The following is a 16833-nucleotide window of genomic DNA, read 5'->3' as shown; positions in this document are numbered from 1 at the left end:
GATGAGCTTCGCAGCATGGGCGGCCCGCGTCAACATGAATGTTTATGCGGGTTTTCTCGAATATAGATGCATTTTAAAGTCTGTCTTGTGCCAGCCTGACCTCCGATGTGCGTTCAGGATGAACGCACATCGGAGACATAGACCCGGAGCTAGTGAGTAGGCTCAGGCGGAGGCAACTCTTCATCGCATGGGTTTCGGGCCTTTGGATCTCTCTTGAACTTTCCAAGAAGTGTCTTGAGGATGACGTAAAGAACCGGGATGAAGAAGAGATTGAGGAGGGTGGAAAGAGCCATGCCTCCAACAATCGCAGTACCGACTGAGTGACGACCATAGGCTCCTGCTCCAGTGGCGAAATAGAGAGGCAGGACGCCGAGGATGAAAGCGATTGAGGTCATGAGGATCGGTCGAAGACGCAGTTCGGCCGCAATGATGGCTGCATCGATGATCGACTTGCCCATCTCCAGTTGCTGTTCGGCAAACTCCACGATGAGAATGGAATTTTTCGCCGCGAGTCCGATGAGCATGACCAGTCCTATTTGAACGTATACGTCGTCGACAAGACCTCGCGCGGCGACAAGTCCAAGAGCACCGAGAACTGCCATCGGAACGGCAAGCAGAATAATGAACGGCAGGGCAAAGCTCTCATACTGCGCGGAGAGCGTAAGGTAGACGACGAGCAATCCGAGGCCGAAGATGATGATGGCCTTGCCCGCGGACTCAACCTCTTCGAGTGCAAGTCCTGTCCAGGAGAAGGTCATGCCCTGGATCTTGTTCTTTTGGAAGAGGCGTTCCATCGCTTGAAGTCCCTGACCGGAGCTGAGGCCTGGAGCTGGCGAACCGTCGATTTCAGCCGACCGGAAGAGGTTGTAGTGGTCGATGACTTGCGGCCCCGAGGTCTCCTGCAGTGTGATGAGATTGTCCAGCGGGATCATTTGCCCGGAATTGGACCGGACATAATACTGCCGAATGTCCTGGGCATTGCGGCGGAACTGCTGGTCAGCCTGCACGTAAACACGGTAGGAGCGGTTGTTGAAGTCGAAGTCGTTGACGTAACTCGAACCCATGAAAGTACCCAGAGCGGAAGTGATCTGGTTCAGGGGGACGCCCATGGTCTTGGCCTTCTCGCGATCGATGGTGACGTGAAGCTGAGGATCGTTCGAGGTGAAGGTGGTGTTCATGCCGATGAGTCCGGAGCCCGGGGCCCGGGATTGAGCAACGATCGTGTGGGCGACGCGATCGATATCTCCGAAGGTGTTACGTCCGCCATCCTGGAGGATGAACTGGAATCCGCCGACGGTACCAATACCTGCGATAGCGGGCGGCTCCGCGGCAAAAGCAATGCCACCGGGGATCGCGAAGAGCTGCGGCCCGATTTGCTGAACGATGGCCTTGGCGCTGTATTGCGCTCCCATCTTGGCACGGTCGTTGATGGGTTTCAAGGGGGCGAAGATGAGTCCCGAGTTCGGCGAGCTTCCGCCGGCAAGCGAAAAGCCCATGACCGAGAAGGTTCCGAAGACACCGTCATTCTTGCGAACCTGCGCGGCGACGCGGTCTGCAAACTCACTGGTATAGCTCAGCGAAGCACCCGGAGGCGTTTGAACGATGATGAGGAAGTAAGACTGGTCCTCCTGCGGAACAAACGCAGTGGGGACGTGGTTGTACATGAAAGCGGTAGCACCAAGGCCCGCGAAGAAGAGAACCAGCATCGCATAGCGCATGCGTACAACGAAGGTGACCATCCTGGCGTAGACGCGGATGAGCCATTGGATGAAACTCTCGACGGGGTTGAGGATCAAGCCCATGATGCCGGTATGTTTCTGCTCTCCGCGCAGCAGAATAGCGGCAAGCGCGGGTGAGAGGGTAAGCGCGTTGAACGCCGAAATGGCAATCGAGAAGGCGATCGTCAGCGAAAACTGCTTATAGAGGATGCCGGTTGTTCCTGGGAAGAAGCTTACGGGAACGAACACCGAGATCAGCACCAGCGAGGTGGCGATGACGGCGCTGGTGACTTCGGCCATTGCTTCTGACGTTGCCTTATGGCTGTCGCAATGCTCTTTCTCAATGTGTCGCTGTACGTTCTCGATGACGACAATCGCGTCGTCGACGACCAGTCCTGTAGCGAGCGTGATGCCAAAGAGCGTTAGCGAATTAATGGAGAAGCCAAAGAGTTTGATAAACGCGAATGTTCCTATCAGCGAGACAGGGATGGTGACAGACGGAATAATCGTGGCGCGCCAGTCCTGCAAAAAGAGGAAGATGACGATAATGACGATGATGACGGCTTCGCCGATGGTCTCAACGACCTCACGAATGGAGTCGCCGATGACTGTCGTCGTGTCGACGGCGATAATCCCCTTCATTCCCGGAGGATAAGACTTTGCCAGTTCCTCCAGCACAGCGCGGCAACGCTTGTCGACGTCGAGAGCGTTTGCGTTGGAGAGCTGTTGAATACCAATACCAACGGCATCTCCGCCGGGAACTCCGCCACCCTGAAACCTGAGTGCGGTGTCATAGTTCTCTGCACCAATTTCAGCGCGGCCTACGTCTTTGAGCAGGACAATTCCACTGGCCGTGGAACTGTTTTTGATGACGATGTTTTCAAACTGTCTGGGATCGGAGAGGCGCCCGCTAACGCGGACTGCCATCTGGAAGTTCTGTTTGGGATCAGCGGGCTGTTGGCCCAGTTGCCCTGCCGGGATCTCTACGTTCTGCTCGGCGAGTGCATTGGTCACGTCAAGCGCGGTAAGGCCGCGGGCGGCAAGACGGCTCGGATCGAGCCAGATGCGCATGGCGTATTTGCGCTCGCCGAAGATGACGACGGCACCGACACCCGGAACTCGCTTGAGCGCGTCGCTGACGTAAACATCAAGGTAGTTCGAGATGAAGGCCGGAGAGAGCGAGTGATCGGGAGAGACGAAACCTGCGGCAAGGACAAAGTTCGAGTTGGCCTTGGTGATCGTGATCCCAGTGTTGTTGACGACGGCAGGCAGGCGCCCTTGCACGGACGCGACGCGATTCTGAACGTCGACTGCAGCAATATTGAGGTCATAACCGGTATCGAAGGTTACGGTAATCGCGGACGTACCGTCGTTGGAGCTCGTCGAGCTCATGTAACGCATGCCCTCGACGCCGTTGATGGACTGTTCGAGGATGGTCGTGACCGCTGATTCGACGTCCTTGGAACTCGCGCCGATGTAGTTGGCCGTGACGATGACCTGAGGGGGAGCCAACTGCGGATAAAGAGAGATCGGCAGCGTTGGAATGCAGACGGCACCGGCAAGGACGATGAGCAGCGCGCAGACCGTGGCGAAGATTGGGCGACGAATGAAAAAATCTACCAAGGTGTACCTCTAGCCAGCGGGCTTAGCCCTGGCGGTAAACGAGAGAAGGTGCGGAGCTGGCGTCCAGCTCCGCAGACGTGGGTACGCGGTGCCGACTAGCCCAAAGGCTTGACGGGAGCACCTTCCTGCAAGAACTGGAGACCGGAGAGAATGACTTTGTCCCCGGGCTTGAGGCCGGAGAGAACTGGATAGGTATTGTTTACAGTCTCCCCAACGGTAATTGGGATCTGGTGCGCGACATAACCGTCGCCCTTCGGCTCTGCGATGAAGACGAAGGTCTGACCGCCGACCAGCGAGACCGCAAGCACAGGAATCACGGGCTTCGGATTGGTATTCCAGGTGATGCGCGCCTTGACCAGTTGCTGGTTGCGCAGACGCTGGGCCGTGCGCGGAATCTCGGCCTTGACGAGGATGCTTTGCAGGCCGTTGTCTACCTGCGGCGAGAGGAAGCTGATCTTGGAATTTACGATCGCTGTTCCGTCGTTGTCGAGGATATCGACGGGGAGGCCAAGCTTTACCTCGGAGGCCCGCTCGGTAGGAACATAGACGTAGGCTTCAAGGTCCGCGTTCTCGTCTACGGTGGTGAGCATCGTGCTTGCCGAAACATAATCCCCAAGATGGACGGGAATATCGCCGACAACGCCGGCGAACGGGGCGCGAATCTGGTAGTAGGCCAACTGTTGCCTCTGCGTGTTGGTCTGGGCCACCGACGAATCAAAGTCTCCCTTGGAGTTTTGATAGGCCTGCACCGCCTGGTCATAAGCCTGCTTTGACGTGACACCAGCCTCGTAGAGCTTGCGCTGACGTTCCACTTCGCCCTGGTTGTACTGGTAGACGGCCTTCTTCTGCGCCTCGGTTCCCTGCTGCTGCTGCACGGTAGCGAACTGCTTGAGCGGATCGATCTGCATCAGGAGTTGGCCGGCTTTGACGGTGTCGCCCGATTTCACGTCGATGCGCGTAATATTGCCGTCGACCTGAGGCTGCATCGTGGCTGACCGGCGGCTCTTAATGGTGGCAACATAGGTATCGCTGTTCGCAACCGGCGAAAGGGTCACAGAGGCCACCTTAACAGGCATTGCCTGTGGCGCTGCGGCTACCGGCGGCGGAGCAGATTTGCAACCTGCGAAGAAGCACACGGTCGCGCAGACGGCGAGCAGCAGAATGCGGCGGGAATTCAGAGTCAAGGACACAGTATTTCTCCTTCAAATTCAAAACGTCAATTGCAACGGCCTGCCCTGGGGTAACATCAGCGCCGGACGAACGCAGATAAGTTAAGTGTCTGATTCCGCAAGAGCACTAGGATGTTCAATTTTAGATGATGCCGCCCTTGGGGAAGGTTCTCAATAATTCAAGGAATTTAGAGAGAGCAGTCACTCAGGCTTGGTTCGGACAGTTTTTTGACATGAACTACCTATATTGATAGCGTTGAAAGCGAAGACGGCGGGTAGCGCGAGCCGTCCTTCCGCAGCGTCCCTGTCGTCTAGCCCGGCCCAGGACACCGCCCTTTCACGGCGATAACATGGGTTCGAATCCCATCGGGGACGCCAAAATAGCTGAACGCAGTTCAGTGAAATTGTTTCCAATTTGAAGCAGTGTTAACGTTGCGATCAAAGTCGTAACTCCGCCGCGCCCAATAAGAATACAACTGAAAGTGTCGACGCCGAGCGCTGACCTCAGATTTTTGTGGGCTGTATAGGCGGGTCTCCACTGTGGACAGGTTCCCTGGGGTCTATGGTTTGAGCCGGGCCACGCCGGTCTCCCGCAGATTTGAAGGTCATCAATGCCAAGGGCTTGTACTATGGCTACGTCAGACCCAAGGACGATTCGGCAATGGCGTTTTTCAGATCAAAGAGAGATAGTGACGCTCACCTCCGCTATGAGCATCTCGAAGAAAAGCGAATCTTCGGCATGCTCAACTTTGTTGTTTTGCTCGCAATCGCTTCGGTTGCTTACACCGACTGGTTTGTCGTCGCCAATATCTCGCTTGGCTATCTCTATGTTCTTCCTCTCGCGCTCAGCGCTTTGGTCAATCCATTGCTGCTCACGGTCTCACTCGCCACCGCGTGTACTTTTCTGCAGGACATCTTCGGGCCTCGCAGCGATACGCTATTTCTGCGGATTGCACATGACGCAATCATGTTCGGAGTTTTTCTGGTCACAGGCTACCTGGTCTGGCTTATCGCACGTCAGCGCAGCCGATTGATCGACGAAGTGCGTGAGCAACGGGACGAATATCAGAGCGACCTCGGGCTTGCAGCCCAGGTTCAGCAACAGGTGCTGCCCGCGCCTCGTACTTTTTCAGGACTCGAGCTGGCGGGCACCATGCATGCCGCGCGGCTGCTCGGCGGCGACTACTACGACTTCTTTCAGATCTCCGACGATATCGTCGACGTCGTTATCGCGGATGTCTCCGGCAAAGGAGCGGCCGCGGCATTGCTCATGCCGTCGCTCTCCGTGGCCCTTCGCCTTCGCGCCCGCGAGTTGAGCGGGCCTGCCGCAATCATGAAGGACCTTGACGGAGTGCTCATGCAGGTCACCCGTCCGGCTAGCTTTGTGACTATGTTCTACGCTCGCTTCCATCTGGCAGCCAGGACTCTTGAGTACGCTAACGGCGGTCACAATCCGCCCATCCTTCTGCGTCCGGGCGGGGAGACCCGCCTGCTCGAAGCTTCGGGGCCTATCCTCGGAATCCTCGACAACGCGGTGTACTCGAATGTCACGATCAGTCTTGAGACGGGCGACATTCTGGCACTTTATACCGACGGCGTGACCGAGCAGGAGAACAATCAGGCCGAGCAGTTCTCGGTAGACCGACTGGAACAGGTTCTCGATGAGCACGCGCGGGATTCCGCGGTCTCAGCCGTAGATGCCATCTGCGAAGCTGTGCCTGCTTTCGCCGGAATGGTGGAACAATCGGACGACTTTACCGTGGTGGTCGCGAAGGTTTCCTGACGCTCTTTTTCCTTCCGGCCACTCAAGGACGACTCCTGCTCGTAGATGCACGAAGCAGGTCAAGTGCGGCTCCCAGAACTTATTTGGCCGTCATAGCGTCTAATTGAGATATGGACAAACGACAGCTAGGCAACTCCGATCTGCAGCTATCACCTATCGGTTTCGGCGCGTGGGCAATAGGCGGGGGCGATTGGGCCTTTTCATGGGGCCCGCAGGACGACAACGACTCTATTGCCGCCATTCATAAGGCAATCGACCTCGGCATCAACTGGATTGACACAGCCGCAATCTATGGCCTTGGACACTCCGAAGAGGTCGTCGGCAAGGCCATCAAGTCCGCCTCGCAAAAACCCTATGTGTTTACCAAATGCGCGATGGTTTGGGATGAGAAGCGCGAAATCACCAACAGCCTGAAACAGATTCGCCGCGAAGTCGAAGACAGTCTTCGTCGGCTTCAGGTGGATGCGATCGATCTATACCAGATCCACTGGCCCAAGCCTGATGAGGACCTCGAAGAGGGCTGGACCACCATGGCCGACCTGCAACGTGAGGGCAAGGTTCGCTGGATCGGCGTCTCTAACTTCAGCGTTTCACAGATGGAGCGGGCCGCAAAAATTGCTCCCATCACCTCGAACCAGCCGCCCTATTCGATGATTAATCGCAGCGTCGAGGCGGAGATACTGCCCTACTGTCAGAAAAATAACATTGGCGTCATCAACTACGCTCCCATGCACTCCGGCATGCTTACGGGAGCCATGAGCAAAGAGCGCGTTGCCGCATTTCCAGAGGATGACTTCCGGCGCAGGGCAAAGAACTACCAGGAGCCGCAGCTCTCGCGCAACCTCGCGATCGCCGACTTCCTCAAGTCCATTGCCAGCCGCCACAACGTCACAGCCGGGGTAATAGCCATCGCCTGGACGCTACACCATCGCGCCATCACCGCAGCCATCGTCGGCGGCCGCAACGCGAAACAAGTTGAAGGCGTTGCCCCTACCCTCGACTTCCGCCTATCGGAGGCGGAGTTCAATGAGATCAATAGCTTTCTGAACACAAATTCATAGCTGATAGCCATCGAAAAGCAAGCGAGCCTCCGGAGTTAATCCGCGAGGCTCAGCTTCGCTGACAGGGGTACTCGCCCGCATCAGGGCTTGGGTAAGCGGCTATCTGACCCCATTCAGGAAGTGGTAACTGATGCCGACGCTGACACCGTAGGGATTGATATTGCCAAAGGTAAATTGCGGCCACTCCTGGTACTCAAAGTCGACCAGACGAATCTTGACGTTATAGGTGAGGTTGTAGTCGACTCCGGCTCCGGGAGCTATGACGAAATATTTCCCTTGGGCATAGTTGTAAGGGAAGTTGAAGTAGCCCAGCCCCACCAGGGTCTTAACGTACGGCGAAAATCTGCCTCTACGAATTTCGTAGCGGGGGCCGATGAGATAGGTGGTCTCAGTCGTGTTCGCTAGTTTATTTTGTCGCAGCCATCTGCCTTCGCCTTCGATTCCAACCTGCCTCCAGCGGTTGATGTCGACATACAATCCCGCACCGCCTAGAACCCTCTGCCCATAAGCAGACTGGAAGATGGAGTAAGTGCCTCCGACGGAGACATAGGCTCCCGGGGCCTTTGCGGCGGGAAGAGCCTGCCCAACGGCATCCTGAAAACCAGAGAGACCAATCAAAAAAAAGACGGCAAAAAGAAGTTTTTTCATCGCAGGCGTCATCGTTATTTCGTAACAGTCATCGTGATGTCGACGTATTGAGAGACGCCGGTCTGGCCGGTCGCGCTGACCAGAAAGTTATAGGTCCCGGGAGGCGTTCCACTGTTCTGAATGGTCCCGCAACCGGAGAGGCCTGATGTCATGGCAATGATGCCCACAAAGAGAAGCAGGCCGCTGACCAGGCGTACACGCCGAAGCTTGAATGCCAGGAAGCCGAACGCGAAAGCCCCGGGAAACAGGCAGGCCATGGCTATCTTTGAATTGGAGCGCTGCTCATTGCTCGCCTGACTCCCGCTGAGTAGAGGATGGCCTGTATCGACGGTCAGCGTGACCGATTGAACGCCGCCCGCGGGCAGGTTCGCCTTGTCTTTCGAGAAGGTGCAAGTTGTGTCCTCGGGTAGCCCAAGGCAGCCAAAGGAGAACGTATCGGTGAAGTTTCTGACCGAGGACAGCGATACCTTTACGTCCAGGTGCTGCTTGGATTGCAACTGCAACGTAATCGGAGTCGCCTCCAGGGTAAAGTCTGGCGCGGGCCCAATCGGAACGGTAGACGGCGAAGCAGTGGAGGTAGCGTAGTTGGAATCGCCGCTATAGGTCGAAGACAGGCTGGCGCTGGTTCCCGGCAGCAGGACCGTCACGGTCGCCACGCCGGAGGCGTCAACCGGAACCGTCGCCAGCGTGATGCTTCCCGACATAAAGGTCACTGTTCCGGTGGGGGCCACGGAGCCGATTGTGCCCGTCGGCCGAATGACCGAGATCAGGGTGAGTTGCTGTCCACCTGAAAGCGACGTTGTAGAACTGGTAAGCGCGTCGGTGGTCGGGCGCAGTTGAACCACCTCGAGGAACGGAGCCGCCGCACTGGCAAGGTCCAGACCGTCGCCAGCATAGTTCGCAACGAATGTATGGGAGCCTGCGGCGAGATAAGGAATCGAGATGGTTGCGACTCCGTTGGCATCGAGTGTACCGACGCCAATCGAGACAGAGTCTTCGACGAAGGTCACAAGGCCGGTCGGCTTCTGGGTTCCGCCATTTGCGACCGTCGCGGAGATGACAACGGGAGTCAGCGTCGGCAGCGGGCTCTGGCTCGAGGAGACGACCGTCGTGGTAGGCGCCTTCACAATCGTGACGGCCAGAGGAGGCGCGGAGGTGCTTCCCGTGTCGTTCGAGTCGCCGTTGTAGATCGCGGATACGCTATCCGTCCCGACGGGCAGTGAGGAGGTCACGGCCGAAGCAACGCCATGATTGAGGATTGCCGTCCCGATGAGCACATTTCCATTCATGAAACTGACGGTGCCGGTCGGTATCGCACCAAGTGCCGTGACCGTCGCCGTAAGGGTAACCGGCCGGGTGGCAATGGAGTTGAGCGTGCTGGCCGAGAGGTGAGTCGTGGTCGCAGTCTGGTTGATCGTTATCGTGACGTTCGATATGGAAGTGCTCCCGGCATAGTCGGAATCACCCAGGTAGACAGCCGTGATATTGTGCGTGCCCGCTGGGAGGGTCGTATTGACATAGATAGCAACACCGAGTGAATTGACTGGCACGGTGCTTAGGACGGAGGAGCCATCCTTGAAGGCGACGTTGCCCGTAGGCGTGGATGCGGGAACTCCCGTCACCGTTGCGGTAAAGGTAATGGGAGTTGAAAATTGAGCGACGTATGTGCTGGGTATCACAGTTGTCGAGCTTGGAGCAAAATTGATGGTTTGGACGAAGGAATATTGGCTACCAAAATCGTTCGCATCTCCAGCAAAGACGGCGTTGATCGTATGTTGTCCAACTGCCAGGGAAGTAACTGGAAAATTGGCAATCCCGTTTGCGCCGATAACGGCGGAGCCAAGGCTGCGTGCTCCATCGGCAAAGGTCACATTGCCGGTTGGGGCAGTCGTCCATCCGCCGAGAGTTGCCGTGAAATTAATCGCCGCAAACTCTGTGGCTGGATTTGGAGTGGGGACGACAATGAGTGTTGTCGACTGCTCGATCACCTGGCTGAGCGAATTATTTGGAGTGCTGGCCGCATTGAGATTATCGCCGCCGTAGACCGCCGTGATGAAATGCGTTCCGAGAGAGGTGAAAGACCAATTGATCGTTGCGGTATTCGAGGCAGATATGACGGGCTGAGGGCCCTCGATGGGAGTGGCGCCGTCGAAGAACTGAACGGTTCCGGTTACGTGATTCGGGCTCGATATGTTTGCAGTGAAGGTAATGCCCTGGTTCACCGCTGCGGGATTGGAGCTGGAGGTGACGGTGGTCGAGCTTGGGTTGACCGAGAGTACAGTTCCCGAAAGATCGACCGCGATGGGGCTGCTACCTGAATCCGAAGCGACCGAAAGAGCGCCAGTTCCGAGTATCCCCGTATTTAGAGGAGCACCATCAGCAATTGTCGGAGGCGGCTGGAACTCGACGGCAAGGATACAGGTGCCATCGATCGGCAGCGGAACTGTCGTTGAGCAGGTAGTCGTAATCGGATCGATCGTGGCGTTCGTCGTTCCGGGAGCCGCGGTAAGGTCAGTCAGATTGAGCGGGGCGTTGCCGTCGTTTTCAACCGTTTGTGCGATGGGGAGGGAGGTCTTGCCTTCCTTCATGTTAGGAAAGTGGATTCCCGCGGCAGTGGCGCTTACCTCCCGGATGCGAAGATCGAGCCGGTCGGCGATGAAGAGGTTGCCGGACGCATCGAGATAGACCGAATAGGGTTTATAAAGTCCGGCAAGATTTGCATTGAAGCCGTCGCCACCAAAGACAGCGGTGCCATCTCCCGCAAGGGTTGCGATCTTGCCGGTAGAGCTGATTACTTTCCTGATTGCGTTATTTTCCGAGTCCGCAATATAGAGGTTATCCGCCGGATCGACCGCGACGCTGGAGGGGCTGTTCAATGTCGCACTGGTGGCAGTTTGCCCATCTCCGCCGTAGCTGGCCGTGCCGGTACCCGCAACGGTAGTTTCAACGCCGAGAGGATCAATTTTGAGGATACGGTTGCTGCCGAAGTCTGCGATATAGAGGCTGCCGTCTTTTGACGAGATTGCGATGCTCCAGGGCTGGTTGAACGTGCCCGGCACGGTAGTGGCCACACCCGCCGTATCGACTTTCTGGATGCGATTGTTGCCCGTGTCCGCTATATAGAGATTGCCGCTGGCATCGAAGGCAAAACCCTGTGGCCCGGCGAGTGCGTTGCCGGTGGATCCAGAGGTACCCAGGGTTCCGGCCACCGTTGAAATCTTTTGCGTAATTGCGTTGATCTCGCGGATAGCACTGTTGCCGGTGTCCGCGAAGAAGATATTTCCCGCACCATCCACGAAGATCGCCGAGGGAGCACTGATTTCAGCCGAAAGTGCAGGACCGCCATCGCCTGCAGAGCCTGCAATCCCAGTGTTGCCCGCGATCGTCGAGACCGTCCCTGCCGGTCCGGGAGTGACCATCTCAATGCGATTGTTGCCGGTGTCGGAGATGTACAGGTTCCCAGCCGCATCGGTTGCCTCACCCAACGGAAGATTGAGTGCGGCGCCCGTCGTCGCCGGTGTACCGCTGTTTGTTGGACAGGGACCATCGCTCAGGCAGCCATCTCCCGCAAGAGTGGTGATCTGACCCGGCGAAAAGACACTCAGCGAGCCTTGACCGGTGCCCACGATATTTTGGCTGGCCATGATATGCCCGTCGCCAGCATCGAGGATCACGATTGCTCCGAAGCGAAGTCCGGGATATCTCGGCGAAAAGCTTACGGAAACATTGCAGGTCTGCCCTGCTCCGGTGGCGCAGGCACCCACGGAAGACAGGGTGAAGTCCAGATTTGCAGTTCCCTGGGTCAACACCTTGACCGTACCAAGGGTTCCTGCCGTCTGAATGACGACCGGAATCGGCTGTACCTGCGGGGTGCCACCCACGGCCATCGCAGGACTAAAGACATAGGCGGCTTGCGCCACAGCTTGCGAAAGAGAGCCAATCAGAAACAGGCAAACGATAAGTCCCAGCTGGACCATGTGGCTGTAACGCGATTTGCCCGATGGCTGATTAAAAGAGGAACCTGTCAGTTGATGGCCGGTATGGTTTCTGCGAGGAGAGTGTTGCTTGTCTGCGGTTTGATTCATGGATGGAGCTTCCCTTGCATCCCTGGTCGTTCGCTGGCCAATCAAGAGCCGCTGGTCGTGCAGCCATTTGTTTGAATGGCAATTGGCGAGACGAGAAACCAGACCGTCGGGCGCGCAGCTGAAGATTATTTCGGGCTGCTAGAGAACCATATCGATGTTTCACCGCTTCAACTATTCCACGAACGTGTTAGGTAACCCCAATTAAATGAAAATATCCAGACCACCCTCTGAAACGTAGAGGACGATCTGGATGACGATGTCTTGAATCGTAATAATCAGGCAACAGGATCAGGCAACGGATGGCTGGATTACCCGCGAACCCCTCAATCCGTAATAGATGATGAAGAGGTAGCAGAGCACAGGCACGATGAAGGCATGGTGGATGCCAATGTGATCGGCCAAAATTCCCTGAAACTCCGGAATGATAGCGCCACCGACAATCGCCGTCACCAGAAGCCCGGAGGCTTCGCCCGTCAGTGGACCCATCTCTGCAATGCCAAGCGTGAAGATGCTGGGGAACATGACGGAGTTGAACAGCCCCACCAGCAGGATGCTCCACACCGCGACATGGCCGACGGTAAGCATGGAAATCACAACCAGGACTGTCGACACAACAGCGCACAACGCCAGCAGCCTTTCGGTCCTCACCTTCTGCAACAACGCCGAACCGATAAAGCGACCCATCATCGCGCCACCCCAATAAAACGGAACCAGGTTCGCGGCGGCCAGTGCGGTCAGACCAGCAATGTCCGACTGGTTGAAGTAGTTGATGAGGAAGCTGCCAATCGAGACCTCGGCGCCCACGTAGACAAAAATTGCGACCGCACCCAGCACCACATGCGGATAACGCCACATGCTGTGGCCTTTTTCGCCCGCCTTGCTGGGCCGATAGTCCTGGGTCGCATCCAGCCGGGGAAACTTGTAGAACCAGATCGCCAGCGCCAGCAGCACCAGCGCAAGTGCAATCGCGAGATAAGGGAACTTCACCGTCGCCGCCTGCTGAATCCGATACGCATGCAGCATCAGCGGCGTCATCTTATCGGTGTTCTCGACCGTCTTCCCGGCTCCGCGCAGAATCAGCCAGCCACCCAGCGGAGGCCCAATGGTTGTGCCCAGCGAATTGAACGCCTGCGTCAAATTCAGGCGGCTCGACCCTGTCTCCGGCGGTCCCAGCACGGTCACATAAGGATTCGCCGCGACCTGCAACGCGGTAATGCCCGCCGCCAGCACAATCAGCGCCGCCAAAAAAAGCGGAAACGACGGCATGTTGGCTGCCGGAATGAATAACGCCGCGCCCACTCCCATGGTCAGCAGACCAAGCACCATCGTTCGCTGATAGCCGATCCACTCCACTATCTTGCCCGATGGAATTCCGAACGCGGCATACGACGAGAAGAACGCAAACTGCACCAGCATCGCCTGAGCGTAGTTCAGATCGAAGATCGCTTTCAGATGCGGGATCAGAATGTCGTTGAGCGAGGTAAGAAATCCCCACACAAAGAACAGCGTGGTGACCATCGCAAACGCGCTGCGATAGTTGGTGCCTGAGCTGGAGTCCGGTATCGCGGCGATCTGTGTGGAGCTGCCTGCATTCGTCATTGCCATTTACTTAAGTTCCCCATCTCTCGAGGTCTCGCGCACAACATTCCACCCCGTCGACTTCATGCCCAGGTTGTAGAGAGCGCAAGATCTCACTCTAGGAATCATATCCTGCTCAAACCGCTTTTCCGCTCAGTTCGGCCGCTGCTGACACATGTGTCCTGCTTGAAATAAGTTCCAATCGAGATGGCCACTCGCTAATCATGCGGTGGCAACTCCTGCGGAATCTGCACCGCGCCGAATTGGCCATCGGCGCCTCGCGTGATCGTCGGCGCATAGAGCCCCAGCGACTGACGCCGCCACCAGTCGCCCGTTCGGCGCTTCTCTTCCATTGACGTAAACCAGTACTGCCACAGAACTGCTCTAACAAAACGCGGCGGCGACTGCGGAAACGGATTGCCCCGGAATAGATCGAGCACATCGCCATCATTCGAGAGCAGACGCTCCTCCGTTAGCACCACCATCTCATTTTGCCGCCAGGCGCCCAGCGACGCGAACCACAAATTCCAATCGAACCGCGGCTGATACGGCGCATAGATTCGCGGAGCTTCATTCAACGCTTGCGGCTTATATAGAAACAGGTAAGGCTGCCAGTTCACGCCATCGTTGGAGCCCTGAAACTCGATCTCATAACGCCCATGCGTCATCACTGCGAACAGCCCGTACTGGTTGGCGATGCGAAACGGTTCGAGCGCCTTGACGGGGGCAACCGGCAGCGGCACGCGAGACATCCCCATCGCTCCCATCTCGACAACCGTAGCGTAACCAACCCAGGTCAGCATCACTGCCGCCACGGCCACACCCGCAGTGTGCAATCCCGCTCGAAACGGCATTGCACTTCCCTCCACCACGCTGCCTTCGTCAACAGGCAGCGAGGGACGGAGCTTTGCCGGAATCCAATTGCGCAGACCGAGATCGTCGAGCAGCAAAAATCCCAAGGCTGCCACTAGGTAGTTCAAGAACGCATAATTTCCGGTGAGGATCACGCCAATCTGCCACGGCGTGACGATCCAAAAACAGACCAACCTTACCCGACGCGGGAAGAAAAGCATCAGCACCACGACGAACTCCAGCAGCAGTGTAATCACCACAGTCGTAGCATGAAACCAATGCGGCAGATGCGCCACGTACCATCCAACCCAAGTCGGCAGCGGGCTGTTCTGGTAGTAGCCATCCATCGCGGTGAGATTTCGCCACTGCTGGTCACCGCTCAGGATCTTCACCATCCCCGACTCGAAGTAAATTCTGAACCACTCCCATAGCAGCAGAAATAGGCTTGCGCGCGACGGCGGATGGTCCGCGCCATATCCGGGCAGCAATCCGGCTGGCGCAAAGAAGAGTGCCAGAAATCCGGCCTCCAGCAACATGCCATCCGACTGATAGCCCGAAAAGTCCCCCGCCGCCGCAACGAACGATAGAAAGCAGACGAAGCAGATAAGGAGATTCAGCCGGGGAGAGACGTTGAGAAATACCAGCACGGAGGCCAGAAGGCCAATCCACACCACAGCCATCAGCATGTGCGAGTCAGCCGAGAGCCAGAACAGCGACGGGGCATCCCAGTATCGGCTCGTACCGGCAGAGTGAGCGACCCAGGCCAAATAGGTTTGCGCCGGAAGAATTCCTTTTGGCCCGATGAGCCCCTTGATCTGGAAGACAAGCGAGAAGAATGCAGAGAAGTAGATTGCAGCCAGCGCTCTCAGAAAAAGCCATCTCGCTACCAGACAGTTCCCCGCGCCCTCCCGCGAGTCAAACAGCCACCGATAGAGCTGAGCCAAACGATCCATAAACGTCCGTCGCAAGCGTGACTATGGGTGCAGCCGCGCCGTGCTTCGTCACAACGTTGCGCCACTCATCGAACTCGCTTAAAACGTTACACGCGAAGCCCTCTCCATACAAAGCCTTGCATCGCTCCCTTTTCTGAGGGATGATCAGGTCGCCATGAAAAGTGCAATCTGGAAGACGGCCACTCTCGCGCTGCTCATCACGCTCTGCTCTCCCTCCAACGCCGCCGATCATCCTGATCCCGCGCTCTCGCCAGCGCAAAGTGCGGTTATATCCCGACAGATTGCAACCCTGAGATCCTCCACCGACCGCAACGTCGCTCAGGGCTGGAGCGACGCGAAAAAAGTCGCCGAGCTGATCTGTCGCCCAGCTGCTCTACCCGTTCTGAAAAAGCAAGCCAGAGGAGCCGACCGCGTCTTCCTCGGAACGGACGCTCCGCAAAGCCTGAGGCTCGAAAGCAACCGAAGACTGACCGGCAGCGGACAGGTTCGAACGCCTCAGGGCTGGAAGAATTTCACCTTTACCTGCAACCTGAATCCGGCGACCGGCAAGGTAATCGACTTCAAAACAGTTCCACACTAAACAGGCGGAACAAACCATTCGAGTTGAACGAGCCTAGCGTCCCGGCTCATTCAACTCGACCGTCTGCGTGATGCCCTGTCCTTCGACGATGGTATAGAGCTTGTCCGCGGCAACGTCGTGCAGCTCCTCGGTCGCTCCGCTGGGCCATTCGATCTTCACCTGCTTCATTGTCGCGGCAGTGCCAAGCCCGAAGTGAAGCCGCTGATCGTTCGAGGACAGGTAGCTCCCCCCGGCACGCACCTCGTCGATCTCGACCAGTGTTCCGACCGTGACCGTGACACGCGCACCGATGCCAGCACGATTGCTCTTCTTGCCCACCAGCCGGAAGAGAACGCGATGATTCGTATTCTTCGTCTCATTCAAAAACAGGGACGGCGGCCCACCGACGTTGTAGACCACGACATCCACGCTGCCGTCGTTGTTGATATCGCCAAACGCCGTACCTCGTCGCGAATGCAGTGGCCCTTCATTCAGACCGGAGCGATCGGCAACCTCAGTGAAGGTACCGTTACGCTGGTTGCGGTAGAGGTGAATCGGCTCACGATATTTCAGCTCGTGCGGCAGCTTGTCGACCATGGAGCTGACATTGCCATTGGCAATAAAGATATCCGGCCAGCCGTCGTTGCTGAAGTCCGCAAACCCTGCACCCCAGGCCACGAGTTGGTCCGAGGCGCGCGTCAAACCAGCTACCGCGGCGCGGTCCGTGAAGCCAGTCTCACCCTGATTTTTATAGAGGCTCATCGGCTGATAGCCATAGCGAGTAACGACAAGGTCCAGCGCGCC

Annotated in this window: 10 protein-coding genes and 1 tRNA gene; 4 read left to right on the top strand and 7 right to left on the bottom strand. The window is 57.1% G+C overall.

All coding sequences use genetic code 11. From position 1 onward, the window contains the following. Positions 1 to 149: 149 nt before the first annotated feature. Together VMU57_RS03595 and VMU57_RS03590 are read right to left on the bottom strand one after the other, a co-directional pair. On the bottom strand, positions 150 to 3341 hold the full coding sequence (locus VMU57_RS03595; RefSeq protein ID WP_325380865.1) for an efflux RND transporter permease subunit: 3192 nt from the start codon (positions 3339 to 3341) through the stop codon (positions 150 to 152). Positions 3342 to 3436: 95 nt separating this feature from the next. Beyond that, on the bottom strand, positions 3437 to 4531 hold the full coding sequence (locus VMU57_RS03590) for an efflux RND transporter periplasmic adaptor subunit (RefSeq protein ID WP_325380863.1): 1095 nt from the start codon (positions 4529 to 4531) through the stop codon (positions 3437 to 3439). A gap of 279 nt (positions 4532 to 4810) precedes the next feature. Here VMU57_RS03590 and VMU57_RS03585 point away from each other — a divergent pair. The 3 genes from VMU57_RS03585 to VMU57_RS03575 all read left to right on the top strand — a co-directional run bounded on the left by VMU57_RS03585 (position 4811) and on the right by VMU57_RS03575 (position 7354). Further along, positions 4811 to 4888, top strand: a tRNA-Glu gene (locus VMU57_RS03585). 283 nt (positions 4889 to 5171) lie between these two features. Further along, positions 5172 to 6293, top strand: a complete 1122-nt coding sequence (locus VMU57_RS03580) for a PP2C family protein-serine/threonine phosphatase (protein WP_325380861.1) — start codon at positions 5172 to 5174, stop codon at positions 6291 to 6293. Positions 6294 to 6403: 110 nt separating this feature from the next. Continuing rightward, positions 6404 to 7354 carry an aldo/keto reductase gene (locus VMU57_RS03575; RefSeq protein WP_325380859.1) on the top strand — a complete coding sequence of 317 codons (951 nt, stop codon included), beginning with the start codon at positions 6404 to 6406 and terminating at the stop codon, positions 7352 to 7354. 99 nt (positions 7355 to 7453) lie between these two features. Here the strand turns inward: VMU57_RS03575 and VMU57_RS03570 are convergent, their stop codons facing one another. From VMU57_RS03570 to VMU57_RS03555, 4 genes are all read right to left on the bottom strand, one after another. After that, positions 7454 to 8002 (bottom strand): hypothetical protein, encoded by a 549-nt coding sequence (locus VMU57_RS03570; RefSeq protein ID WP_325380857.1) that lies wholly within the window; start codon positions 8000 to 8002, stop codon positions 7454 to 7456. A gap of 14 nt (positions 8003 to 8016) precedes the next feature. Continuing rightward, a complete protein-coding gene (locus tag VMU57_RS03565) occupies positions 8017 to 12087 on the bottom strand; it encodes an Ig-like domain repeat protein (protein ID WP_325380855.1) in 4071 nt (1356 codons plus the stop codon). Between the two features lie 288 nt (positions 12088 to 12375). Continuing rightward, positions 12376 to 13692: a sugar MFS transporter gene (locus tag VMU57_RS03560; protein WP_325380853.1), complete on the bottom strand. Its 1317-nt coding sequence runs from the start codon at positions 13690 to 13692 to the stop codon at positions 12376 to 12378. A 191-nt stretch (positions 13693 to 13883) separates the two neighbouring features. After that, a complete protein-coding gene (locus VMU57_RS03555; RefSeq protein WP_325380851.1) occupies positions 13884 to 15470 on the bottom strand; it encodes a lipase maturation factor family protein in 1587 nt (528 codons plus the stop codon). Positions 15471 to 15624: 154 nt separating this feature from the next. On the opposite strand from VMU57_RS03555, the gene VMU57_RS03550 reads away from it, so the two are divergent. After that, the gene (locus tag VMU57_RS03550) at positions 15625 to 16050 is read left to right on the top strand and encodes a hypothetical protein (RefSeq protein ID WP_325380849.1); all 426 of its coding nucleotides are present in this window, start codon (positions 15625 to 15627) and stop codon (positions 16048 to 16050) included. Between the two features lie 33 nt (positions 16051 to 16083). Here VMU57_RS03550 and VMU57_RS03545 read toward each other — a convergent pair. After that, positions 16084 to 16833, bottom strand: a 750-nt coding sequence (locus tag VMU57_RS03545; RefSeq protein ID WP_325380847.1) for a CRTAC1 family protein, incomplete at its 5' end; no start/stop codon positions are given.

The organism is Edaphobacter sp. (genome assembly GCF_035532915.1).
Taxonomy (GTDB): domain Bacteria; phylum Acidobacteriota; class Terriglobia; order Terriglobales; family Acidobacteriaceae; genus Edaphobacter.
Note: the sequence above shows the minus strand (reverse complement) of the source record. Positions and strands in the feature narration are given on the sequence as shown.

Excerpts from the sequence above, each read along its gene's own strand:
- VMU57_RS03580 (WP_325380861.1), top strand. The coding sequence starts at position 5,172 with ATGGCGTTTTTCAGATCAAAGAGAGATAGTGACGCTCACCTCCGCTAT.
- VMU57_RS03575 (WP_325380859.1), top strand. The coding sequence starts at position 6,404 with ATGGACAAACGACAGCTAGGCAACTCCGATCTGCAGCTATCACCTATC.
- VMU57_RS03570 (WP_325380857.1), bottom strand. The coding sequence starts at position 8,002 with ATGAAAAAACTTCTTTTTGCCGTCTTTTTTTTGATTGGTCTCTCTGGT.
- VMU57_RS03565 (WP_325380855.1), bottom strand. The coding sequence starts at position 12,087 with ATGAATCAAACCGCAGACAAGCAACACTCTCCTCGCAGAAACCATACC.
- VMU57_RS03560 (WP_325380853.1), bottom strand. The coding sequence starts at position 13,692 with ATGGCAATGACGAATGCAGGCAGCTCCACACAGATCGCCGCGATACCG.
- VMU57_RS03555 (WP_325380851.1), bottom strand. The coding sequence starts at position 15,470 with ATGGATCGTTTGGCTCAGCTCTATCGGTGGCTGTTTGACTCGCGGGAG.
- VMU57_RS03550 (WP_325380849.1), top strand. The coding sequence starts at position 15,625 with ATGAAAAGTGCAATCTGGAAGACGGCCACTCTCGCGCTGCTCATCACG.